Origin of the sequence: Opitutus terrae PB90-1 (assembly GCF_000019965.1) — a bacterium.
Classification (GTDB): domain Bacteria; phylum Verrucomicrobiota; class Verrucomicrobiia; order Opitutales; family Opitutaceae; genus Opitutus; species Opitutus terrae.
The window spans coordinates 2,997,761-3,021,719 of sequence record NC_010571.1 but is presented as its reverse complement, the minus strand read 5'-3'; the positions used below and the strand labels follow the sequence as shown (position 1 = coordinate 3,021,719).

13 protein-coding genes are annotated in these 23,959 nt (G+C 67.0%); 9 read left to right on the top strand and 4 right to left on the bottom strand.

Annotated elements, in window-relative coordinates; genetic code table 11:
• Positions 1–180 precede the first annotated feature (180 nt).
• Positions 181–1,938: a CRTAC1 family protein gene (locus OTER_RS11805; protein ID WP_012375150.1), complete on the bottom strand. Its 1,758-nt coding sequence runs from the start codon at positions 1,936–1,938 to the stop codon at positions 181–183.
• Positions 1,939–2,073: 135 nt separating this feature from the next.
• On the opposite strand from OTER_RS11805, the gene OTER_RS11800 reads away from it, so the two are divergent.
• The 9 genes from OTER_RS11800 to OTER_RS11755 all read left to right on the top strand — a co-directional run bounded on the left by OTER_RS11800 (position 2,074) and on the right by OTER_RS11755 (position 17,220).
• Positions 2,074–3,162 (top strand): sensor histidine kinase, encoded by a 1,089-nt coding sequence (locus OTER_RS11800; protein ID WP_012375149.1) that lies wholly within the window; start codon positions 2,074–2,076, stop codon positions 3,160–3,162.
• Positions 3,163–3,313: 151 nt separating this feature from the next.
• Positions 3,314–4,081, top strand: coding sequence for a LytR/AlgR family response regulator transcription factor (locus tag OTER_RS11795; RefSeq protein WP_012375148.1), 768 nt, complete (start codon positions 3,314–3,316; stop codon positions 4,079–4,081).
• Positions 4,082–4,258: 177 nt separating this feature from the next.
• Complete coding sequence (locus OTER_RS11790) at positions 4,259–5,026, top strand: LytR/AlgR family response regulator transcription factor (protein ID WP_012375147.1); 768 nt, start codon at positions 4,259–4,261, stop codon at positions 5,024–5,026.
• A gap of 196 nt (positions 5,027–5,222) precedes the next feature.
• Positions 5,223–7,535 carry a CRTAC1 family protein gene (locus tag OTER_RS11780; protein WP_148218099.1) on the top strand — a complete coding sequence of 771 codons (2,313 nt, stop codon included), beginning with the start codon at positions 5,223–5,225 and terminating at the stop codon, positions 7,533–7,535.
• A gap of 8 nt (positions 7,536–7,543) precedes the next feature.
• On the top strand, positions 7,544–8,296 hold the full coding sequence (locus tag OTER_RS11775) for an FKBP-type peptidyl-prolyl cis-trans isomerase (protein WP_012375145.1): 753 nt from the start codon (positions 7,544–7,546) through the stop codon (positions 8,294–8,296).
• A 261-nt stretch (positions 8,297–8,557) separates the two neighbouring features.
• A complete protein-coding gene (locus OTER_RS11770; protein WP_012375144.1) occupies positions 8,558–9,838 on the top strand; it encodes a vanadium-dependent haloperoxidase in 1,281 nt (426 codons plus the stop codon).
• Positions 9,839–10,011: 173 nt separating this feature from the next.
• The gene (locus OTER_RS11765) at positions 10,012–13,356 is read left to right on the top strand and encodes a VCBS repeat-containing protein (RefSeq protein WP_012375143.1); all 3,345 of its coding nucleotides are present in this window, start codon (positions 10,012–10,014) and stop codon (positions 13,354–13,356) included.
• A gap of 241 nt (positions 13,357–13,597) precedes the next feature.
• Positions 13,598–15,043, top strand: coding sequence for an alginate export family protein (locus tag OTER_RS11760; RefSeq protein WP_012375142.1), 1,446 nt, complete (start codon positions 13,598–13,600; stop codon positions 15,041–15,043).
• 341 nt (positions 15,044–15,384) lie between these two features.
• Complete coding sequence (locus OTER_RS11755) at positions 15,385–17,220, top strand: thioredoxin domain-containing protein (protein ID WP_012375141.1); 1,836 nt, start codon at positions 15,385–15,387, stop codon at positions 17,218–17,220.
• Between the two features lie 95 nt (positions 17,221–17,315).
• Here the strand turns inward: OTER_RS11755 and OTER_RS11750 are convergent, their stop codons facing one another.
• The 3 genes from OTER_RS11750 to OTER_RS11740 form a co-directional block, all read right to left on the bottom strand.
• The gene (locus OTER_RS11750) at positions 17,316–18,764 is read right to left on the bottom strand and encodes a tetratricopeptide repeat protein (RefSeq protein WP_044891735.1); all 1,449 of its coding nucleotides are present in this window, start codon (positions 18,762–18,764) and stop codon (positions 17,316–17,318) included.
• Positions 18,740–19,996 carry an FG-GAP repeat domain-containing protein gene (locus tag OTER_RS11745; RefSeq protein WP_148218278.1) on the bottom strand — a complete coding sequence of 419 codons (1,257 nt, stop codon included), beginning with the start codon at positions 19,994–19,996 and terminating at the stop codon, positions 18,740–18,742. The genes OTER_RS11750 and OTER_RS11745 overlap by 25 nt, the downstream gene beginning before the upstream one ends.
• A gap of 162 nt (positions 19,997–20,158) precedes the next feature.
• A complete protein-coding gene (locus OTER_RS11740) occupies positions 20,159–23,737 on the bottom strand; it encodes a CRTAC1 family protein (protein WP_012375138.1) in 3,579 nt (1,192 codons plus the stop codon).
• Positions 23,738–23,959: the final 222 nt, after the last annotated feature.

The window sequence follows — 23,959 nt, the reverse complement described above, 5'->3', positions numbered from 1 at the left end:
ATTGAAAAGGATGCGATCGGACGGCGGAAACCGCCCTCTTGATCGAGGGAAAGAGGGCACTACTCGCCCGAGAATTCAACGGGTGTCAACACCTCAATCGTAGCGGCCGCTGCGGACATACGCCGCCTGCAGTGCAGCCCGCCGGACGGTGCTTCCAGCTCACCGCTGTTTGGCCGCTCCTCATTCCGGCTCCTTGATCGTCAATCGCCGATCCGTGCCGTTCATCCGCACTTCCTGACGCAAGCCGCTGGGCCAGTGCACCACGATTTTCCGCACCCGGGCGTCGTCGCCCAACCCGAAAGTCAGCGTCTGGCTCGACTGTGCCATATAACTCATGGCCGGAGCCACCGTCTGCACCATCACGCGGCGTGGCGTATGCACCTCCACCCGCGCACCGCCTGCCTCGCGCGCGGTTTTGGTCGCGACGAGGTCGACCCGCAACGACGGCAAACTGAAGCGCTGGTCGTTGCGCAACAGCCGCGGCGCCGCGCCGTATTGTGCCACCACCACATCGAGATCGCCATCGCCGTCGAAATCCGCCGCGGCTACGCCCCGCGCGACTGCGGGCGCCAGGGCGGTTTCACCGGTGGCGTCCGGCGCCGCAGGAATCCAGCGGTCGCCGCGATTCCACCAGATCTGCGGCACCGCACTGAAATCGCGCGTCGCCTCGAAGCGATTCGTATCGGGCTCCGCGCGGCCGTTGCCGGAGAAAAACTCCAGCCGGCCATCGAGATCGTAATCCAGCACCGCCACGCCCAGTTTCGTGCCCAGATCGACTTTGTCGTCCGCCGCCGCCCCGCTGCCGGCGAGCGCCGCCTGCAGCACGCGAAACCGCTCGTCCCGGCTGGACACGTTCGCCAATGCCAGCGAGCCCGCGGCGACCAGCCCCGCAGCGACGCCTTCCTGCCGCCCTTCATCCGCCGCCGTCCAGCGTCGAAACGTGCCGCCCTCCTGATTCACGAACAGTGCACTCTGGCTGGTGTGATACGTGAACAGCAGGTCCAGCCGGCCGTCGCTGTTGGCGTCGACTGGCACAACCGCGAGCGCCTTCGCCACCGGGAAGCCCGTGTCCGGGTCCACATCACGCAACCCCGCGCCGCCCGGCACCACCGCGAACCTGCCCTCGCCGAGATTCCGATACACCGTTGGAAACGCGCCCAGAAAACCCGTCGGTGCGCCGTAGGAATGCCCCACCTGTGACACCATGAACGCCGTGTGCAGATCCAGCTCACGCGGCCAGCGCGCGTAATGACACACCACGAGGTCGAGCCGGCCATCCGCATCGAAATCGATCCACGCCGCGCCGGTGCTCCACGTGTTCTCCTCCCCGCCCACCCCCGCGAGTTCGGTGATGTCCTCGAACCGGCCATGACCGCGATTGCGGAAAAGGTGATTGGCGCCCACGCACGTCACGTAGAGATCCGGCCGGCCGTCGTTGTCGAAATCGCCCGCCGCGGCGCTCATGCCCTGCAGTTCGACATTCAGTCCGGCGAGCGCGGTCGTGTCGGTGAACCGGCCCTTGCCGTCGTTGCGCAGCAGCACGCAACTGCCGCGCGTGATCTGCCGCGCGAACGACTCCTCCCATGGCCACGTCGTCCCGTGCACCAGAAACAGATCCTCGTGCCCGTCGCCATCGTAGTCGAAGCACACCACCCCGCCGCCCAGCGTTGTCGGCGCATCCTCACTCGCCGCCGCGACCGGCAACGACGCCAACCCCGCCTCGACCGAAACGTCCGTGAACCGCGGCGCGGGCGCCAGCTCGCCCGGCGGCGCCGGCGGAAACCACCACGCGAACAAAATACCCGTGACGATCGCCGCGAGCACGATCGGCACCAGTACAGGCACGAGCGGCGGCACCACATCGCCGGTCGGCGGCAACGATCCTGCCGCCACGGCGCTCGGGCGGGGCGAAGTTGGGGCAGGTTGGACGCCAGGCATGGGGAAGGAAGTCGTTGCCGAATCCAGTGCGACAGGATTGAACCAGCGCAACCGCCCTGATGTAAATCCGCAACCGTGCAGTCGACTGTCAGACCACTCTAGACTCTCCGCTCTAGACTCTCAGCTCTTCGCCCCATGCTTCGCTCGCCCTCCCCGCTTCGGCGCCTGCTCGGCGCGCTCGGCTTCCTGGTGTTGTGGTCGCTGATCGGCTTCGCCTTCGCCGGACAATTTTATCTCTCCAGCAGCCTGATCGGACGATCGATCACGTGGACGCAGGCGATCAGTTATTCGCTCGCCGATTGGTACGTTTGGGCGGTGCTGTCGCTGCCGATCGCCCGGCTCACGCGTCGCGTCTCCGCCGAGCCGCACCGACCATGGCGGACCGCCGGTATTCATCTCGCCGCCGCCCTCGGCTTCGCGCTGATCTACGTCGTGCTGCGCGCGCTCGTCGGCCAAGCCCACAGCTGGTTGATCGATGAGGAAGCGACCTTCGCCGAGATCTTCGTTCCGCTCCTCGCGAAAACCTATCCGTTCAATCTTCTGATCTACGGCGTGATCGTGTCCGTCACGCACGCGCTCGACTATTATCGCAAATATCACGAGCGCACGGTCCAGGCCCTGGAGTTGGAGAAACATCTCACGGAGGCCCGGCTGCAGTCGCTGCTCCGCCAGCTCAAGCCCCACTTCCTGTTCAACGCGCTCAATGGCATCGCGTCGTTGATGTATTCGGATGTCGCTGCCGCCGAACGCATGCTGGTCCGGCTTTCCGAGTTGCTGCGGCAAACCATGTCGCAGACGGGCGCGCCGCTCACACCGCTGCGGCAGGAGATCGCGTTTCTCGAACGCTACCTCGAAATCGAGCGGATTCGTTTTCGCGACCGACTCACGGTGCAGTTCGAGATCGATCCGGCCACGCTGGATGCCCAGGTGCCCAGCCTGATCCTCCAGCCGCTGGTCGAGAACGCGATCCGCCACGGCATCGAACCGCAGATGCGCACCGGCCGGATCGTGCTCCGCTCAGCCGTCGTCGGCGACAACCTCGTGCTCAGCGTCTCCGACAACGGCGGCGGAATGCCCGCAGGCGGCTTCAAGCGCGAAGGCATCGGTCTGGCCAACAGCCGCGCCCGGCTGGCCGAGCTGTACGGCGATGATCAACAGTTCGAGCTGACTAACCAACCGGAGGGTGGACTTTGCGTCCGGCTCTCGTTTCCATTCGCGACGTAGCCCCGCCATGGTGTCCAGAGCCCAGAGTCCAGAGTCTAGAGCCCAGCCACCGAACCTGACGCTCGGACGATCCACCAGCGTTTCGGCGTCGCTCAGCCATCGCCAGCTCCCAGCCCTGGACTCTCAGCTCTAGCCTTTTCCACCCCGCCTCATGACCAAACTCCGTGTTCTGATCGTCGACGACGAACCTCTCGCGCGGGAACGCGTGCGCGCGCTCCTCGCCGGCGAGCCGACTGCGGAGATCATCGCGGAATGTGGCAACGGCCCCGACGCCGTCGCGGCCATCAAGCAGCAGCGGCCGGATGTGGTGTTCCTCGACATGCAGATGCCCGGTTGCGATGGGCTGAAAGTGGTCGGCGAGTTACCCGCCGACGACCGGCCCGCGATCGTGTTCGTCACGGCGCACGACCGTTTTGCGGTCGAGGCATTTAGCGTCCACGCGACCGATTACCTGCTCAAACCTTTCGATCAGGAGCGGCTGCTGCTCGCCTACAAGCGCGCCGCCGACCAGATCCGCGCCCGCCGCGCTGGTGATCTGAATACGAAGCTCGAGTCGCTGCTCGCCGACGCCTCGCCCGCGCCGAAGAAGCCCGGCCGGCTCGCGTTCAAATCCGATGGCCGCGTCGTCTTCCTCAAGCCCGAGGACATCGTCTGGGTCGAGGCCGCCGACAATTACGTGCTGCTGCACCTCGCGGACGCGCCGCGCTTGATGCTGCGCGACACGTTGTCTTCGCTGGAAGAGCGGCTCGGCTCGACGGATTTCGTGCGCGTGAACCGCTCCGCCATCGTCCGCGTCGAGCAGGTGAAGGAACTGCAGCCCACGTTCCACGGCGACTACACCGTCGTGCTCCGCGATGGCACCCGGCTGCCGCTGAGCCGCAGCTATCGCGGTCAGCTCGAGCGGTTCACGGCCGAGTAGCGCGCGCCGGCCGACACGCGCGGCGGTGCGACCGGCCTCCCCGCCAGTTTGCGTGATCTCCCCGGCGGCGATTGGCCGCTGACCATCCCGCATCGGCGCTTCGCCCCAGAATCGTTTCCTTGTGCGCGCGGCGCGGCAGCGTGGCGGCACATTTCCCGCCCCCGCGGAAGAAATTCCATGACCAAGCCACGTGCATTGATCGTCGATGACGAGCCGCTCGCGCGCGAGCGCCTGCAGCGGCTGCTCCAGCGTCAGAACACTGTGGAACTGGCCGGCGAATGTGGCGACGGACCGGACGCGCTGGCCACCATTGAACGCGAACGGCCGGATATCGTTTTTCTCGATGTGCAGATGCCGGGCTGCAGCGGACTCGACGTGGCAAATCAGCTGCCGGCCACCGCGCGCCCGGCGATCATCTTCGTGACCGCGCATGAGCGCTTCGCCGTCGAAGCGTTCGCCGCCCGCGCGGTCGACTATCTGCTCAAACCCTTCGACGAGGAACGACTGCACCAAGCGGTCGAGCGCGCGCTCGAGCTGCTCCAATCGCGCCAAGCGCGCGAGGTGGAAACGCGGCTGGAGAGCATCCTGGCCCAGGTCCAGCCGCGGGTGCCCGAACGGATCGCGGTGCGCGTCGACGGCCGGATTGTTTTCGTCAAGCCCCGGGAGGTCGTCTGGATCGAGGCCGCCAACAACTACTGCGTGCTCCACCTCACGGATGCGCCGCGGCTCATGCTGCGCGAATCCCTCGGCTCAGTCGAACAACGGCTGGGCGCTGCGAACTTCGCCCGGATCAGTCGCTCGGCGGTGGTCCGCTCCGATCAAATCAAGGAACTCGAGTCGGCGAACTACGGCGAATACGTGGTGGTCTTGCTGAACGGCACCCGACTCCCCCTCAGCCGATACCGTCGCAACGAGCTCGAAAGAGCTCTGACCGAAGCGCGGTGACGCCCATCGCCGTTGCCCTGAGTTTATCGCGCGCGGCCCTCGTTTTTCAGCGCCTCAGCCCAAAAGCGTTTCCGGCGCGACGCCCGGCGCTAGCGGTTTGCGCGCAGTGTTCCCTTTCCCCCACCCCCGCGCGGCCGATTCGTCCGGCCGCCGCTGGCGCGCGCACGCGTCGGCGCCTGCGCTCGTCTGCGCGCTCTTGTGCTCCAGCCTCACGACCGCGCTGGCCGCGCCACCGGCGAACCCGGAGTTCTGCGCACCGTCGTCCACGCTGACTTCCGCGCCGGCGGATCTGACTGAGCAGCCGGCCAGCACCCAACGCATGGCGGCTCGCCTGCGCGAAATCGCGGAAGCGTCGATTTCACCCGAGAGCCCATACGAATATCCCCGTCGCGCCGAAGCGCTCCGGCAGATCATCGAGCGCACCTCGGATTCCGCTGAGCGCATCAAGTTCCTGCCGACCTACGCGCACGATCTCCTGCGCGCCGGGGAACCCGAGCCCGCGCTGGCCGCGCTCGCGACGCTCGAACAACTGCTGACCGCCGAGGGCCACACCATGACGCCCGTGCAGTTCACCACGCTGCACACGATCCGCGCGCTCGCTTATCTTCGCCTCGGTGAACAGGAGAACTGCCTCTTGAACCACAACGCCGACTCGTGCCTCTTTCCGATTCGCGGCGGCGGCGTGCATCCGCTGACCCGCGGCTCGCGCGGCGCGGTGGACGCGCTGACCACGCTGCTGACGCGTTACCCCGGCGACCTGCGCGCCCGCTGGCTGCTCAATATCGCCCACATGACGCTCGGCGAATATCCCGACGGCGTCCCCGCCCAATGGCGGATCGACCCGCAGCACTTCGCCTCTGCGCGCGACCTGCCGCGGTTTCCCGACGTCGCCGGTCGGCTCGGAATCGACGTCGACGATCTCGCCGGTGGCGTGATCATGGACGACTTCGACCGCGACGGCTTTCTCGATTTGATGGTTTCGGCCTGGGGTCCGTACAGCCAGCTCCGCACGTTTCGGAACAACGGCAACGGCACGTTCACCGAGCGCACGGCCGCCGCCGGCCTCACGGGAGAGACAGGTGGGCTCAATCTCATCCAGGCCGACTACAACAACGACGGTTTCGTCGACGTGCTTGTTCTGCGCGGAGCCTGGCTCCGGCAGCTCGGCCACTACCCCAACTCGCTCCTGCGGAACAACGGCAACGGCACGTTCACCGACGTCACCGCAGAGGCCGGGCTGCTGAGCTTTCACCCCACCCAAACCGCCGCCTGGTTCGACTTCGACGGCGACGGCCACCTCGACCTATTCATCGGCAACGAGTCCGCGCCGGACGACGTGCATCCGTGCGAACTCTTTCGCAGCAACGGCGACGGCACGTTCACGGAGTGCGCCGCCGCCAACGGCGTCGCTGCGGTCGGTTACGTGAAAGGCGTCGTTACCGGCGACTACAACAACGACGGCCGGCCGGACCTTTATCTTTCGCGCCGCGATGGCGCGAATCTGCTCCTGCGCAACGACGGTCCCGCCGATGCCGCCTGCCCGCGCGGCACCTGGCGGTTCACCGACATGGCGCGCGAAGCCGGCGTGACCGAGCCGTACGGGAGCTTCTCCTGCTGGTTCTGGGACTACGACAACGACGGCTGGCTCGACCTCATGGTCACCGGCTACGCGATTCAGGACGTCGGCGACATCGCAGCGGATTATCTAGGACTGCCTCACCCCGGCGAATACGCGCGCCTCTATCGCAACCGCCGCGACGGCACGTTCGCCGACGTCACGCGCGAACAGGGACTCCATCAGGTGCTCCACACGATGGGCTGCAACTTCGGTGATCTCGACAACGACGGCTGGCTCGATTTCTACGTCGGCACCGGCGATCCGGATTTCGCCACGCTGCTGCCCAACCGGATGTTTCGCAACGACGGTGGCCGCGGTTTTCAGGATGTGACGGCCAGCGGCGGTTTCGGTCAGCTGCAGAAGGGGCACGGCATCGCCTTTGGCGACATCGACAATGACGGCGACGAGGACATCTATTCCGTCGTCGGCGGCGCGGTGAACGCCGACAACTACCGCAATCAGCTCTTCGCCAACCCGGGACTCGGAGGACACTGGCTCACGCTCACGCTCGAGGGCGTGCGCTCGAACCGGCTCGCCCTCGGCACGCGGATCAAGGTCGTCGTCGCGACTCCGGCCGGCGAACGCGAGATCCACCGCGCGGTCGGCAGTGGCGGCAGCTTCGGCGCGTCGCCGCTGCAGCAGCACATCGGGCTCGGCGACGCGTCCCGTATTCTGCGCGTCGAGATCTTCTGGCCTGCGACTGGCCAAATCCAGCGGCTGGAAAATCTCGCGCTCGACCGATCCTACCTCGTTCGCGAAGACGCCGCTGCCGCGATTGCGGTCGAGGTCCGCTCGTTCCGCCTCCCCACGGATCCGAGCCCGGATCATCCGTCGCACCAGCATGCGTCGGCACCGCCGGTGCCCACACCGCATTTCGCGACCAGCCGCTGAACCGCCCGATGTCACCAGAAGCTATTGCCGTCTCTGCTCCGACGTGCGCCGGTTGTCGCCGGCGTCATCGTGCGCTGCTCCTGCTCGTCGGTTGCGCCGCTTCGGCCCTGGCCACCGAGCCAGTCGAGCCCTCCACCGCAACCGCCGATCCCGCACTGCGTGCCTATGGCGCCGTCGGGTCCGCCGTCGCCACGAACCTGAACATTCCCGCGCTGCACTGGAGCGAGGCTCAGTTCGAGGCCTTCCTTGACGGTTTCCGCGCCGCCTACGCCGGTCGCGCGTTGCCGCTGGACGAACGCGCCCGCGAGTTGCTCGACGAAATCGGTCACCACGTCGCAGCTTCCGGTGCACCGCGTCCAGCACCCGCCGCGGATCCGCTGGCGAGCTATCTGCGCTCGCTCAAACACGAGCTCACCCTGCAGGAAAGTGCGAGCGGTGTTCTCTACCGAATGGATCAGGCTGGCGCCGGGCCACGACCGCGCGCCGTGGACACCGTTGTGATCAACATCGCGGCCAAAGGTCCGGATGGCACCACTGCCTTGCCGGCCCTCTCGGGCCAGGGCACGCGCGTGGAGGTCGCCGCGTTGCTGCCGGGACTTGCTGAGGCGGTTCAAATGCTGGCGCTCGGCGGGAAAATCTTCGTCGTGCTTCCGCCCGCGCTTTCGTTCGGCACCGCCGAGTGGCCCGCCGGGGTGCCGGCCGGCGCCCCGCTCATCTTCGAGATCGAGCTGTTGGACATTATCGCGGCGGCCAGCCCCTGACTGACGCCTTCCTGCAGGGCCTCGCCCTGCGAACTGCGGATCGGCTGGGGGCGCGACGCCCTCGTCGCGTCAGCTCATCCCGTTCCGACTCCTGCCCCGGCCCGCCGCTCCCGCTCATCCGTTGCCGCGGTGCCGGCGCATTTCACCCCAGAAACTCAGCTACTCACCCCAATAAGATTTCCACCTCGATACTGAGCCGCATCCTCCGCGGCGATTTAGCTGCCGGCTTCCCGCCGGCAAACCACACACCACCCCCCCCCCATGCGATCTCTCCGCTTCGCTGCAGTTGTCGCTGCGGCTGGTCTGCTCCTCCAGTCGTCCGCCTCCGCCAACAACGCCGTGCTCGATTGGAACGAGCACGTGCTTAACACCACCCGGCTCAGCCGGCTCCCGCCGCCGCCGATCTCGCTGTTCATCGCGACGTATCATATCGCGATCTTCGATGCGGTGAACGGCATCACCCGCACGCACCAGCCGTGGCTGGTCGACGAGGTCGCCCCCGCCGGCGCCGACATGGACGCCGCGATCGCCAGCGCCGCTCACACCGTGCTGCTGGCTTGCTGGGGCCAGTCGACGAATCCGCGCAATCACCACCGCGTCTACGAGGAGACCGTGGCCAAGATTCCCGACGGTCCCGGCAAAACCGCCGGCATCGCGTGGGGCAAGCACGTCGCGGAAGCCGTGCTCGCGAAGCGCGCCTCGTGCGGCTTCGACAAGCCAATCCCCGGCCCTTACAGCAGCCAGGACGCCGGCAAGTGGCGCGAGACGCCGCCCGGCTTCCGCCCCGCCACGCTGCCGCATTGGGCCAAGGTCACGCCGTTCGCCATGACTTCGCCGTCGCAATTCCGCGCTCCACCGCCACCGGCCCTCGACTCCGAGCAGTGCGCGAAGGAGCTGGCCGAAATCGTCAAGATCGGCGCCCGCGACAACGCCGAGCGCACCGAGTATCAGACGCTCAGCGTCGCTTTCTGGTCCGATGACCTCGGCACCTGCACGCCGCCCGGCCACTGGAACATCATCGCCGCCGATCTCGCGCGTCGCTACAAACTCTCGGTGCCCGAAACCGCGCGGCTGTTCGCGTTGCTCAACATCGCTGAAGCGGACGCCTGCATCTCCTCGTGGGATACGAAATTCTTTTACTCCACTTGGCGGCCCGAGACCGCCATTCGCGAACTCGAGACCGCGCGCAACGCACACTGGAAGCCGCAGCCTGAGTTCATTCCGCTGATGATGTCACCGTCGTTCCCGTCCTACGTCTCCGGTCACAGCACGTTCTCCGCCGCGGCCGCCCGCGTGCTCGAGCGGTTCTTCGGCACCGACGAAATCGAGTTCACCACCACTTCGGACGGGCTGCCGGGCGCGGTGCGCACGTTCAAGCGACTCTCCGAGTGCCGCGACGAGATCGGCATGAGCCGGCTCTACGGTGGCTTCCATGTCATGGCCGACAACGTCGAAGGCCAGAAATGCGGCATCAAGGTCGCCGATTGGGTCATGGAAAATTCGCTGCAGCCGCGCTCCGGCGCCATGCACGCCAGCAACTGAACTGAAAAGTGGAGCCCGATGTTCTCATCGGGCTCTCGCTTCTTCACGCCCCCGCCATCCGACGCCCCCCCATCGTCGGCATGATCTCCGACCGAAGCCCCCGCTTGGTCCGTTCGCAATCCCCTCTCGCCCCCGCGAGCACACCACCCTACCGTCCCCTTCCCCTCACCGTCATGTTGAAGCCTTTCCTCACCGCCGCGGCTCTTTCCGGGCTCGTCATGCTCGCAAATGCCGAGCCGGCCTTCACCGCCACCCCGCTGCAACCCCCGGCGCCCGCACCCACCAGCGGCAAACGCTTCGATGCGCTCGAGGCCGCCGACACGAATCTCACCGTCCCGAACGTCTTTAACGACCCCCGCATGTGGGGCGACCGCTTCCGTGAACTCACGCTCGGCGCCGTGGAGACCGGCGTGGTCATCGCTGATTTCGATCACGATGGCCGGCTCGATATCTTCGCGACTTCCAAAAACGGCCCGTGCGCGCTTTACCGCCAGACCGAGCCGCTGAAGTTCATCGACATCGCGGCGCAAGCCGGCGTTGCGTGCGCGGAACCGGCCAACAAGACCGGCGCCACCGCCGTCGACATCAACCAGGACGGCTGGATGGATCTGTATATCTGCCGCTTCGACGCGCCGAACGCGCTTTTCATCAACAACGGCGACGGCACGTTCACCGAGCGCGCGCATGACTACGGCCTCGACGTGAAGGACGCCTCGGTCCACGCCGCGTTCGCCGACTACGATCGCGATGGCGACCTCGATTGCTACCTGATCACGAACATCCTCGATTTCTCCAAGAGTCCCCAGGGCCGCCGCGACTATCTCTTCAACAACAACGGCGCCGGCAAGTTCACCGACGTCTCCCAAAAGGCCGGCATCTGGGGACTGACGCAGGGGCACGCCGCGATCTGGTTCGACGCGAATCAGGATGGCTGGCCCGACCTCTACGTCGCGAACGATTTCGAGACGCCCGACCGGTTTTATCTGAACAAGGGCGACGGCACGTTCGTCGACGTCGTCGATGAGCGGCTGCCGCACGTCACGTATTTCTCGATGGGCGCCGATGCGAACGACATCAACAACGACGGCCTCGTCGACTTCATGGTCGCCGACATGCGCGACCGTACGCACGGCGAGTTCGTCGCCGGGATGGAGGAGATCGGCCGTGGGTTGTGGGAGATGGAGCGCGTCACCGAGCTGATTCCTCAGTATATGTGGAACGCCGTCTACCTGAACTCCGGCACCGATCGCTTCGCCGAGGTGGCGCACCTCACCGGCATGGAAGCCACCGGCTGGACCTTCAGCCCGCGCTTCGCTGATTTGGACAACGATGGCCGCGTCGACGCGTTCTACGGCACGGGCATGATCCGCAACTTCATCGACGCGGATCTGGTCGACAAACAAAACGTCGCCCGCACCCTCGCCGCACGCGCCGCGGTATGGAAGAACGCCGAGCCGCGTCGCGAGACCACGCTCGCGTTCCGCAACCTCGGCGACCTCGCCTTCTCCGACGTCTCCGCACAATGGGGCCTCGATCACCACGGCGTCAGCTTCGGCACGGCCATCGCCGATCTGGATGGCGACGGCGATCTGGACATCGTGCTTTCCAACTACGACGCGCCTCCGACGGTTGTTCGCAACAACAGCACCAGCAGCCATCGCGCGGTCATCCGGCTCGCCGGTCGCGCGCCCAACCGCACCGGCGTGGGCGCCGAGCTTCGAATCGAAACCGCTGCGGGCGTCCAGATGCGCCAGGTATACACCGAACGCGGCATCGTCGCGAGCGAACCAGCGGACGTGCATTTCGGTCTCGGCGACGCCACCACCATCCGCCGGCTCACGATTCGCTGGCCCCGCGGACAGGAGCAGGTGCTGGAAAATCTGCCTGCCGATCAGCTGCTGACGATCGCCGAACCGGCGCTGGCGCCCGACGCCAAACTCGCTCCCGCGGTCGTCAATCTCCCCGGGCGCGCGCATGCGCTCTTGGCCGAATCCGCGGCGACTCGCGGGCTGGACCAGGTCGTCACGCAGCGGCCGTTCGACGAGTTTTCCCGGCAGCGACTCCTGCCCCGCCGCTTGAACGGCGTCGGCGCCAACGTCGCCGTGGCCGACGTCAACGGCGACCAGCTTGAGGACGTCTTCGTCTCCGCGTCCTCAGGACAGGCCGCACGGCTCTTCCTCGCCCGCGCCGACGGCACATTCACGCCCGCGCCGTCGCAGCCGTGGGGCGACGCGCTCGAGGCCAACGACGTCTCGCCCGTGTTCCTCGACGTCAACAGCGACGGTCATCCCGACCTGCTCGTCGGCTCCGGCGGCGTGGAGCGCCCGCAAGGCGATGCACTGCTGAACGATCGTCTCTACCTCAACGACGGCCGCGGCGGCTTCACGCTCGCGCCTGCCGGCACGCTGCCGGAGGACGGCGAAAGCACCAGCGCGATCGCCGTCAGCGACTTTGATGGCGATGGCAAGGCGGACGTCTTCGCCGGCAGCCGGACCGTGCCAGGCCGTTACCCGGCGGTTGCGCGCAGCTTCCTCTATCGCAATGTCGACGGCCGGTTGCTCGACGTCACCGACCAACTCGCGCCCGGCCTGCGCACGCTCGGGCTCGTCACCGCGGCCACCTGGGCCGATCTCGATGGAGATCGTCGGGCGGACCTGATCGTCGCGCTCGAATGGGGCCCGATCGCGGTGTTCCGTAACACCGAACACGGCTTCGAGAACGCCACCGACCAACTCGGGCTCGCCAAGCACACCGGCTGGTGGAGCGCCGTTACCGTGACCGACGTCGACCGCGACGGCCGGCTGGACATCGTCGCGGGCAATGCCGGACTGAACACGAAGTATCACGCTTCTTCCGACGAACCGGCTGTGCTCTTCGCCGGCGATTTTGATGGCAGCGGCCGCGAACAGCTCGTGGAGGCGCACTACGAGGGCGGGAAACTTTATCCGGTGCGCGGCCGCAGCAAACTCGCCTATGTCTTCCCCGGGTTGGCGAAGAAATTCCCCACGTTCAAGGCCTACGGCGCCGCGTCGGTTGCCGACATTTTCCCGGCCGATCGGCTCGCTGCCGTACAACGGCTGCAGGCGACCGAACTCGCGAGCGGCGTGTTCCGGCAACAGCCGAACGGCACGTTCGTATTCCACCCGCTGCCGCGCCTGGCCCAGCTCGCGCCGATCAACGCGATCGTCGCGCGCGATTTCGACGGCGATGGTGTCACCGATCTCGCCTGCGTCGGCAACAACTTCGGGCCCGAGCCGACCACTGGCCGGTTCGATGGCAGCCTCGGCGTGCTGCTGAAGGGCGACGGCAAAGGCAGCTTCGCCGCGCTCGCGGCCGCCGATTCAGGGTTCGTCGTCAGTGGCGATGCCCGGGGCGCCGCAGTGGTTTCGCTCGGCCAGGCGCACACGCCCGCGCTCGTCGTGACGCGCTGCGAAGGTCCCGTGCTGCTTTTCACGCCGAAATCTGCCGGCTCCCCCAGGCCCGCTGCCACCGTCGCAGCCACCACCGCGCGCAACTGACGCGCCCCCCCCGGCGGAGCGCGTTGTCCTCAACACGCTCACGGTTTCGCGCAAACGCCTCCTGATCTCGGCGTGGTAGGGCGCGGATTCCGCTCCGCGCCGGGAGTTCCTCCGGCGATCGCGGCGGCGAGAGGACTCGCCGCCCCATCTGCCGCGAGGCGCATCGGCTGTGTCATCGCCGCGATGCGCGCAGCCTGCGGCACAAGACCCGCTCCCCCTCCACTTTCGACCCACACACCATATGTCCCGCACCCACCCACCTCACTCCCTAAAACTCCTCGCCGGCCTCGCCGCCCTGCTGCTGCCCGCGGTTCTTCCCGCCGCCGAGGGCCCGAAACCACCGCCGCCGCCCGCTCGGCCCGCGTATGCCTTCCTGCGCTGGCTCGAGGACTGGTCCGTGCTGACCAAGGTGCCTGATCGCGGCCAGGATTTCTTCGATCCCATCAAATATCACCCGCTCGGTGCCGGCACCGGCGCGTGGGCGAGTTTCGGCGGCGATGCGCGCTTTCGCATCGAGGATTGGCAAGGCTTCAATTTCGGCGCGCCCCGGAATGCGTCGACCGACGACACGTTCGAACTCACCCGGCTTCGCGCGCACGCCGATCTGCGGTTCAGCCCGACCGTGCGGTTGTTTGGCGAGGTGAAAAGTGCACTCTCCTCGAGCCGCCAACTGCCCGGCGGTGTCCGGCTGGTCGACCGCGATGAGTTCGAGCTCCAGCAGTTGTTCTTCGATTTCAAGATCAACCTCGAGAACAACGCCTCGATCGTCCTCCGTCCGGGCCGCTTCGGGCTGTCCTTCGGCGGACAGCGGCTCGTGAGCGCCTTGCCCTGGGCCAATGCGCTTCGCACGTGGGATGGACTCCAGGCCATCATCACCGCGCATGGCTGGACCGTCACCGCCTTCGAATCGGCGTTCGTCCCGGTGGTCCGCAACGGGCTCGGCGAAGCCGACACCGACGAGTTGTTGGGCGGCATCTACGCCCGGCATTTGTTCAAGGGCCCGGCCGACGGCATCGAGTTGTATGCCCTGCACAACGATTGGGACGCTCCCCGCACGTTCAACGGCACCCGCGGTTCGGACGAACGCGTCACGCTGGGCGCTCGTCGCTGGGCCCCGCTGTCGCCGCGCGCCGACTACGAGATCGAAGTCAGCTATCAACTCGGCAGCACCGGCAGCGGCGACGTGGCCGCCTGGTCGTTGGCGAGCATCGCCGGCTACAACGTCACCGCCGACAAATCCCTGCGGCTCTGGGCCGGGTTTGACTGGGCCAGCGGCGATGACGAACCGGGCGGCGACGTGGAAACCTTTAACCAGCTCTATCCGCTCGGACACGCCTATTTCGGCGCCATCGACGTGATCGGCCGGCAGAACATCATGGACCTCAGCGGCGGGGCGACGTGGAAACCGGTGCCCAAGCTGAGCCTCGCCTTTCAGCTGCACCGGTTCTGGGTCGATTCGACCAAGGACGCGATCTACAATGGGGGCGGCGGCGTGGTTCGCGCCGGCGGCACGTTTCGCTCATCCGACATTGGTACCGAGGCCGATCTCGTGGTGACCTGGAATGTCGCCCGGCACCTCGTGCTCGAAGTCGGTTACGGCCATTTCTTCACCGGCGATGCCATCAGCCAGAGCGGCCCGAGCACCGACACCGACTTCGCGTACGCGAGCACGACGTTCACGTTTTGACGACGACGTTTGCGTGGAAGCGCGGCCGCCCTCGGCCGCCTCCGCGTGCTAGCCCGGATATTTCATGAAATTCATGAAATATCCGCCCTCCGGGCTGACTCTGTCGGGGGTAGCCGCGACAAGGCCGCTCCGCCGCAGGCGGAGGGAAATTTCGGACTGAGCTTCACTCCTGTTCATGAAATTTCCCGGCTATCGTGACACGGGCGTCTCGCCCGTGTCAGTTGCAGATCCTGCGCCACGCATCGCCCGCGGCGTGCCGTCCCGGGCCGGAACGCCCGTGCCACGCTCACCCACGGCCTGGCCTTGCAGATCACCCGTCCGGTGATATCGATCCCCGCTGCATGAAGACCCCTGTTCCTGCCGCCCTGCTCGTTCTCGCACTCTTGCCACCCGCCTTCGCAGCCGGGAACGCCTTGGCTGACGCCCCTTCCGCACTCGTGCGCAGACAGGCCGACAGTCCCGTGCAGTGGCACTCGTGGGGCGACGCGGCGTTCGAACGCGCCAAGAAAGAAGACAAGCCGGTCTTCGTCACGGTCGGCATGTTCACCAGCGAACTCACCCGCGCGATGGCGCGGCAATCGTTCGCCAACGCCGACGCCGCCGCGCTGCTGAACGAGAATTTCGTTTCCGTCTACGTCGATGCGAAGGAGCGCCCCGACGTCGCAGCGCTCTGCCAGCATTACCTGCAGAACGTGAAACAACTGAGCGGTCCGCCGATGAACCTTTGGCTCACGCCGGAGCTCAAGCCGTTCGAAGGCGCCAACTACCTCCCGCCCACCGAGGAATGGGGCAAGGAAGGATTCATCACCGCGAACAAGCGCGTCGCCGCCGCGTGGAAGGCCGATCCCGCAGCGCAGCGGCGCAAGGCCGATGAAGCGCTCGCGACGCTGAAGGACGCGCAGCCGGCCGCCGCTACCGCAGCTCCGACTGCGGAAGAGACGAGCCGGCTGCTCACGGAAGCCGCCACGCTGTGGCGCGACCGGTTCGATGCGGCGCACGGCGGTTTCGGTGAAACCCCGAAGCAGATCGAGCCCGAGTTGCTCCGCTGGCTGCTGCGCACCGAAGCGACGCGCGAGATGGCGCTGAAGACCATGCAGGCGCTGATCAACAGCGCCGTCCGCGATCCGCTCGACGGCGGTTTCTTCCGCTATGCCGTCGATGCCGAATGGAAGCAGCCGTATTTCCAGAAGCTCCTCAGCGACCAGCCGCGGATGGCGCTCGCGCTGCTCGACGCGAGCGCTGCGACCGGCGACGCGCGCTACGCTGCGGCTGCCCAGGGTGCGCTCACCTACGCACTCGAACGATTGCGGTTGCCCAATGGCGATTTCGCCGGCGCGGAAGATGCCACGGCGGAAGCCGCAACGATGGCCTACACGTGGTCGGCGGACGAATTGCGTGACCTGCTCGGCGACGCGCCGGCCGAGGAGTTCATGCGGCTGCACGGCGCGACCGCGGCGGGCAACATTCCCGAGGACGCGTTCCCCGGCGTCGCGACGAAGGGGCGCAACATCCTATATCGCGCGGTTCCGCTGCCGGCCAGCGGACCGGAGCCCGCGACGCTCGCCGCCGCCGACAAGCTGCGGCAGGGGCGCCATCGCCGCGCCGCCGCCGAACGCGACGATGGTTCGCCCAGCGGCTCGCATGGGCTGATGCTCACCGCGCTCGCGCGCGCCGGCGCCGAGTTGAAGGATGCCGGGCTGGCCCGGGCGGCGAAGGACGAGGCCGCTTTCATCCGTGATCACTTGCGCGCCAAGGACGGCTCACTGCTGCGACTCGCCGGCCGCACGGTGTCCGCCGCGCCTTCCGACTACGCGCTCGTGATCGAAGGCCTCCGCACCTTCGCTCACACCACCAGCGACGATGCCGCCGAAAAGACCGCACTCGACCTGCTCCGGATCGCGAACGAGCGCTTCTGGGACGCCGCCACCCACCGCTACTTCGTGGTTTCTGCCGACACGCCCGGCGCCTGGGCGCGCGTGTATTCACCCGTGTCTTCCGCCGGCGATCCGCCTTCGGCCGAACCGGCGATGCTCCTCGCGCTCACCGCCGCCAAGCTCGACGACGCCGCGGCCCGCGAGCTGGCCGGTCAACTCGCCGGCACGATCGCGAAGGACATCAAGGATTCTGCCGAAGCACCGCGCGGCGATCTCCTGCTCGCGCTCGCGCGGACGCAGTAATCCGCGCAGTCCTCCGATCGATCGGTGTAGGGGCGTCGCTTGCGACGCCCGCCTGGGCGCCGACAAGCGGCGACCCTACAACCATCAACCCCGCTCTACGGCAGCCGCCCAAACTTCTGCTGAAACTCGGCCAGCATTGCGTTGAGGTCCTCCGGTCGGACGCGGCTCTGCAGCCGCGCGCGGCGAATCCACTCACGAGCCTGCGCTTCCTCTCCCCGCGCAATCGCGTCGCGACCCAGCATCACCAACGCGACCGGGTGATCCGGTTGCACGGCCAACGCCGCACGCATCTCGTCCATCCCCGCTTCGATTTCCCCCAGCCGGAAATGCACCAGCGCGATCTCGACGTAGGCGCTCACCTCGGTCGGCTGCAGCTGCTTCGCGCGCTGGAATTCGGCGATCGCCGGCGCGTAACGTCCGTCCTCCGCCAGCATCTGGCCCAGCGCGTGATGCAGCGCGCGCGAGTCGGGCCGGTTCCTCAATCCGCGGTCGAGCGCGGAATACGCCGCCGGCCGCTCGCCCGCCGACTTCAGCAGATTGACCAGCAGCGCCCACGCGTCGGAGTCTTCCGGGGCCAACGCGGTCGCGTGCTCGAACGCCCGTCGCGCCGCCGACATGTTTTCGGTGCGCGTATAGAATTTTCCGAGTTGCCGGTAATACGCCGCCGGTTTTGGCGACAGCTCGATCGCACGAAGCAGCCAGCGCTCCGCGCTCGCGTGGTCTCCGCGGAACCCGGCCACCGCCGCCGCCACGCTCAGCCGGTAATGATCATAACAATCTTCCAGCAGCGCCTCGACCCAGGGATCGAGCAGATCGACGAACTCCCGTTTGTTCACGTGTTCACGGATCCGGTTCGCCTCGTCGGGCTCGCCGAAATGTTCGTGCACGGTGGCCATCAGCGATAGCCCGCCGACGAACTCCGGGTTCGCCGCGATGCACCCCTGCAACTGCTGCCGTGCGGATTCCCAGTCGTCGCGCGCGATCGCGCAACGCGCCAGCCCGAGCATCGCGTAGGGTTCACTGGCCAGCTTCTGCAACACCCCGCGATAGGCCTGCTCGGCCTCGCTCAGGCGATTCGCCTTCAGCAGCACGTCGCCAAGCCGCAGTCGCGCGGGGAGATAATCTGGCGCCAGCTCCGCCGAACGCCGATACAGCGGCGCCGCCTCATCGAGTTGCCCGTTCGTCGCCAGGATCGCGGCGTGCAGGTGCGGCCAGCGCGCTTCGTCCGGCTGCAGGCGTTGCAGGGTCTCGTAGCACAGAATCGCCTCGTCAAAAAAACCGTTCGCGTGACAAAGCCGCGCCAGCTCCGCGAGCGATCGTTGCGGGTGCAGATAACCGCGGGCCCCCGCGTCGGCGCGCCTCACGCGTTGCTGCAATTCGTCCGCCCCCTGCGCCAGCTCCGGCACCGGCGGAACCCCGCCGGCCACCGCCGCGTGCGCGGCCCACAGCCGCCAGCCTGCCAGCGCGAGGCCGAGCAACCCGAGCACGCCCAGCGTCACGAGGAGCCTGCGCCGGCCCGTCACGGTTTTTGCTTCGGCCGCCATAGCGTGATCCGGCTCATGTTGTCGAAGGGAGGATACGAGTAAAACCCGACCGTCACGATCGAGGGCGCGCCTGAGCCGTCCATATCCTTGGCATCGCACGCGATCAGCTGGATCGGCTGGTACGCGAGCACGTGCGGCGTGAAGTTCATCCGACCGTCGTTGATGAACGCCACGACCGACACGGCTTTCGGTTTCGTCCAATCGTTGAAGCCGCTGGTGCACACGATGTCCATGTCGCCATCGCGGTCGAGATCGACGCCGACCGGGCTGTAGGCGCCGGCCATGTTGGCGATCCGGTGAAACTTGAAGAAACCGCTGCCGCGATTCTCGAGCCACTGCACACCATGCCACGGCCGCTCGCCCGGGTCGGCGTAGGCGAATCCGTCGCCGTTGGTGTAGAGCAGATCCGGTCGGCCGTCGCGGTTCAGGTCGCACAGGCTCATGCCGCTGCTGCCGTAATCCTCGTTGGTGGAACCAAAGATGATCTTGTTCGTGAAATTTCCGCGGCCGTCGTTCTCGAACAGGTAGATTTCCTCCCACTGCTGCGAGACCAGCGCCGCGATATCCTGCGTGCCGTCGCCATTGAAGTCATCGACACAGACGTGAATCGTGCCGGAGAGGCTGAGCAGGATCCGGCTCTTGAATTGCCAGTTGCCCATGTTCTCCATCCAGCGGATCTCGCCCTGGTCGTAGCCGAACTGCCCGACAGCGAGATCCAGCCGGCCGTCGCGGTTGAAGTCGCCGGCGCGCACATCGGTCACGCGCGCGATATTCTCGACCAGCACGTGCTTGGTGAACTGCTGGTGGCCGTCGTTCTCCATCAGCACCACGGAGCCGATCTTGTCGTTGTTGGGAAACACCTCGCCCATGCACGCGATCAGCAGGTCCAGATCCTTGTCGCCATCCATGTCGATCGCCTCGACGTGCACCGCCCCCGGCACCGCGGCCGCGACGGTCGACTCCTCGAAGACTCCGGGCGCCGTCTGCCGCACCCACACGACGGACAGCAGCTTGTCGTCACAGGCGAGCACGTCCTGCCGGCCATCCTGATCGAGGTCCACGATCGCGACGTGGGACAGCCACGGCTTGCCGTCGAAGCTATTCCCGATCGGCACCGGCGTGTAGCGGTCGAGGTCCTCGACATAGGCGGCGCGGGCGATCCGCGTTCGGGGTGCATCAGGCCGACGGTCGCAGCCCGCGCTGAAAAACGCGGTCGCAAGCAGGGTCAACATGAGCACGCGACAAACCCGTCGGCGGGTGAGCGATCCGGGGTGGGCGGAAGAACTCATGAGCGGAAAACGTTTTCGCCAGATGGTTCGCAAATGGCAATCCGTGATTCGCCCGCGGCCGGCGAACTCTACTGTTTCGCGCAGAGATTCGGGCATCGTGAGGCGTTATGGAGCCGCAACCGTCACCACCGGACCGGAGCCGAGGTCGCGATGCTCCGATACCCGCCCCGACGGCCAGCGCACCCGCAGCACAGACGATGGGTTCGCCGCGGAATAGCCAAAGAAACACCCGGCGCTCGACTGGCTCGCGTAACCACCGCCCGCCGTCACCTCCGCCGTCTGCTGCGTGCCATCCGCCAGCTCGAGCGTCACGCGTGCACCGATGGGAGTCGGGTTGCCCCGCGGCCCGCGCAGCTTCACGCAGAGCGAGCGCCGGCCCGCCACGCCGGCATTCCGAAACGCGATCGTGCCGGCGCCGTTGCGGGTGATGAGATAATCCGGCCAGCCATCCGCATCGAGATCGGTGAGCGCGAGCGCCTTGGCATCGCCCCGCACCACGAGCCCGCTCTCCCGAATCGGAACCGCGGTAAAATGACCTCGCCCATCGCCGCGCAAGAGCTGACTCAGTCCACCGTCGAACCGGCCGACGAATGGCACCGGCGCGTGGGAATTCTGGACCGCATAGATATCCGCAAAGCCATCGCCGTCGAAGTCGCCCGCAATGACGCCCTGCAGTGGCGCGATCTGCGCGAGCCGCGGCAACGGCGAGAATTCGTAGGTGCCATCCGGCCGACTCAGAAGCACGCCGCTGCGAAACTCGGTCGCCTCGAAACGCCGCGCCGCCGCGAGCCGCTCTTCGCCCACGATCTCCACCAGCGTTGCCCGCGCGTAGAGATCGTTTCGCGGGAAGCGTTTCAGAATCTCCGGCATGATCGCGGCCAGTTCGCGCCGCGTGCGTCGCGGGAACAGCTGGCCGCCTTCATATTCGCCCTCGATGATCCGCGACTCGCCGTCGCCCGCGAAGTCGCCGAGGAAAAGGGCCGCCGGCGCATCGGCGCTCGCGCGATACGGCGTGTTGAGTCCGAGATTTCCCGCGACGTAATCCATCCGACCGTCGCCGTTGAAATCGGCCGCCGCGAGCGAACTCCACCAGCCGCTGCCGGCGGCGGCGAAACCCGCAGCTGCCGACTGGTCCTCGAAGCGGCGGCCGTCGACGTTGCGCCAATAATGGATGCCGCCCCACTCCAGCGCGACCAAGAGATCGAGCCAGCCGTCGTTGTCGACGTCGGTCCACAGGCACGAGGTCACGAGCCCGATCTCGCGCAGGCCGGGTGCGACGGTGTCGGTCACATCCACGAATCCCGCGGGCGCGGGACCGCGATGGGCGAGTAGCGCGGTGCGCGCCGGCAGCGGATAAAGGCCCGGCACGACGCGCCCGCCGAGAAACACGTCCAGCCGGCCGTCACGATCGAAATCGGCGGCGGCGGCAGCGCCGACGCAGAGCGGGAGCGACGGCAGCGCATCCGCCGACGCCGCCCGCATCGCGCCGCCACCACCGTTGAGCAGGAGGATCGGCTGGTATTCGGGCGCACCTTCCGGCTGCGCCACGCCGGCGGCCGTGAGGAGCAAGTCGTTCGCGCCGTCCCCGTCGGCATCGAAGATGAGCACCGGCCCGTGATCGAGCGACGCGGCGGTGGGCAGCTCCGCCGGGTCCGCCGCGAATCGGCCGGAACGCGTGCCTGGGACAATCCGCGCCGGATCGCGCGCCGTGCCGCCGATCACCGCGTCGTCGATGCCGTCACCGTTGAGATCGCCCAAGGCGAGCGCAGGACCTCGACCATTCTGCCGCAGCGTAAGCAGCGGCTGCTGATCGGTGCCGTCGATCTCGCCCGGGCGTGAGGTGAACGTGAATCCGGCCTGGTCGCTCACGTCGGAGAACTGTGGGGCTGCGACCACCCGCTTCGCCGATGCGAGCTGCGTCATATCCGAAGAGCCTTCCGGTTCGGTGAGCGTGATCCGCCGGTTCACCGGCACATTCGTGAACGTCTGCCGTTCACCACTCGGCCAATCGACCGTGAGCGTTCGCACCACGTCGTCGTCGCCGAGCCCGAAGTGCGCCACCGGCTCGCTGGTCGAGTCGTAGCCGCGCAACAGCACCAGCGAGCGCACCTGCACGCCGGAGGCAGTCTCCACCCGGACCAGGCTGCCGATGCCGAAGCGGTTCGAGCGCGTGCCCCGCAGCTCGACGATCAACCGGTTGCCGCGATCGCTGTCGTTGCGCAGCACGCTCACGCCGGCCTGGTAGTTCGCGTAGACCAGATCGAGATCGCCGTCGCCATCGAGATCGCCGAACGCGGATCCAAAACTCACGCCCTTGTGATCCAGTCCCCACTCAGCGCTGACGTTGTCGAACCGCAGCTCGCCCCGATTGCGGAACGCGAGGTTCGATTCCACCAGCATCGGGCTCGCACGCATGATCCGGATCCGCTCGGCCGGTGTTTCCGCCGCCATCAAACGCCGCAAGAGATCCTCGTTGTTCTGCTCGCGGTTCATGCCGTTGGTGACGTGCAGGTCGAGCCGGCCATCGTTGTCCAGGTCCTCGAACCGCGGCGACCACGTCCAATCCGTCGCCGCGACGCCCGCGAGAAACGCCGCTTCGAGACAGCGGCCCGTGCCGGTGTTGAGATACAGCGCGCTGCGTTCGTATTGCGGCGCGACGGTCGAATCACTCGTGACCTCGCGGGCGTGAACCCGCGACGGCGCCATGCCGCGCTGGTCCTTTTGGTGCGTCGTCGCCGCCATGTCAGCGACCAGCAAATCGATCAGCCCGTCGTTGTTCACGTCGCCGAGATCCCCGCCCATCGAAGAAAACGGCGTGTGCGGCACGACTTCGTCGAGCACGTTCACGAAAGTACCGTCGCGACGGTTCCGGTAGAGTGAGTCCGGAATCGAGAAATCATTCGCCACGTAGAGATCCGGCCAGCCGTCCTGATCGTAGTCCCACCAGGTCGCCGAATGCCCCTGCGTCTCGCCGCTGATCCCCGCGTGCTCCGTCACATTGCGAAATGTCCCGTCACCGTTGTTGTGAAACAAGTAGTCGCGCTGGCCGTTCGGATGCGCGGCGGAGTCGAGCAGGTTCGTCTGCACAAACACATCGAGCCAGCCGTCGCGGTCGTAGTCGCAGAACGCCGCCGCGCTCGACGCGTCGACCACCGCCAGTCCGCGCGCCGCCGCCTCCTCGCGAAACGTGCCGTCGCCCTGGTTGATGTAGAGGAGGTTCGGCTCGGCGAACCGGCAGACATACAGGTCGAGCCGGCCGTCGTTGTTCACGTCGGCAAAGGCCGCGCCCTGCTTCCACACCCGCGCCGCATCGCCCCGATCGGCCACCCCGGCGCGGTCGGTGACGTCTTCAAACTTCCAGGCGCCGAGATTGCGAAACAGCCGGCAGCTGTCGGTCTTCGCCACCACGAACACGTCGGGGCGACCGTCCCCGTCGTAGTCGCCGATCGCCACGCCAGTGCCGATCGCGCCGACGCCAAACTCGTGATACCGCTCGCCCCACATCCGCGGATCGTCGTAGTGATTCTCCGCGACGAGGCCGGTCTCCGCTGGCGGCAGCATGACGAACATCGTCGCTCCGCGCGGACCGGAACGCGGCGCCAGAGGTTTTGCCTCCCAGCCCTGACCGGCGGCGGAACCGTCCGCGGCCCACCCGACGTTGCCCGTCAGCATGAACGCAAGCATCGCCGCGGCCCACGGACCCGCGTGTCGTATCAAAGGGTTCTCGGCCGGCAACATCAGGCTCTAGAGGAAACGAGCCCGCGGACGAGTCAAGGAGCAGGGCGCGACGGAATGGCGTTCCGGAGTGGCACGGGCATCTTGCCCGTGAAGTGGCATAGCCCTCTCGCCCATGTTGGCGGCGCGGAGCGCCGTCCACGGGCAGGACGCCCGTGCCACGTTTCCAGA

Bases quoted from the DNA above. Each gene is read 5' to 3' on its own strand.
- OTER_RS11750 (WP_044891735.1), bottom strand. From the start codon at position 18,764: ATGGCGGCCGAAGCAAAAACCGTGACGGGCCGGCGCAGGCTCCTCGTG.
- OTER_RS11775 (WP_012375145.1), top strand. From the start codon at position 7,544: ATGTCACCAGAAGCTATTGCCGTCTCTGCTCCGACGTGCGCCGGTTGT.
- OTER_RS11795 (WP_012375148.1), top strand. From the start codon at position 3,314: ATGACCAAACTCCGTGTTCTGATCGTCGACGACGAACCTCTCGCGCGG.
- OTER_RS11805 (WP_012375150.1), bottom strand. From the start codon at position 1,938: ATGCCTGGCGTCCAACCTGCCCCAACTTCGCCCCGCCCGAGCGCCGTG.
- OTER_RS11770 (WP_012375144.1), top strand. From the start codon at position 8,558: ATGCGATCTCTCCGCTTCGCTGCAGTTGTCGCTGCGGCTGGTCTGCTC.
- OTER_RS11800 (WP_012375149.1), top strand. From the start codon at position 2,074: ATGCTTCGCTCGCCCTCCCCGCTTCGGCGCCTGCTCGGCGCGCTCGGC.
- OTER_RS11740 (WP_012375138.1), bottom strand. From the start codon at position 23,737: ATGCTTGCGTTCATGCTGACGGGCAACGTCGGGTGGGCCGCGGACGGT.
- OTER_RS11790 (WP_012375147.1), top strand. From the start codon at position 4,259: ATGACCAAGCCACGTGCATTGATCGTCGATGACGAGCCGCTCGCGCGC.
- OTER_RS11760 (WP_012375142.1), top strand. From the start codon at position 13,598: ATGTCCCGCACCCACCCACCTCACTCCCTAAAACTCCTCGCCGGCCTC.
- OTER_RS11745 (WP_148218278.1), bottom strand. From the start codon at position 19,996: ATGTTGACCCTGCTTGCGACCGCGTTTTTCAGCGCGGGCTGCGACCGT.
- OTER_RS11765 (WP_012375143.1), top strand. From the start codon at position 10,012: ATGTTGAAGCCTTTCCTCACCGCCGCGGCTCTTTCCGGGCTCGTCATG.
- OTER_RS11755 (WP_012375141.1), top strand. From the start codon at position 15,385: ATGAAGACCCCTGTTCCTGCCGCCCTGCTCGTTCTCGCACTCTTGCCA.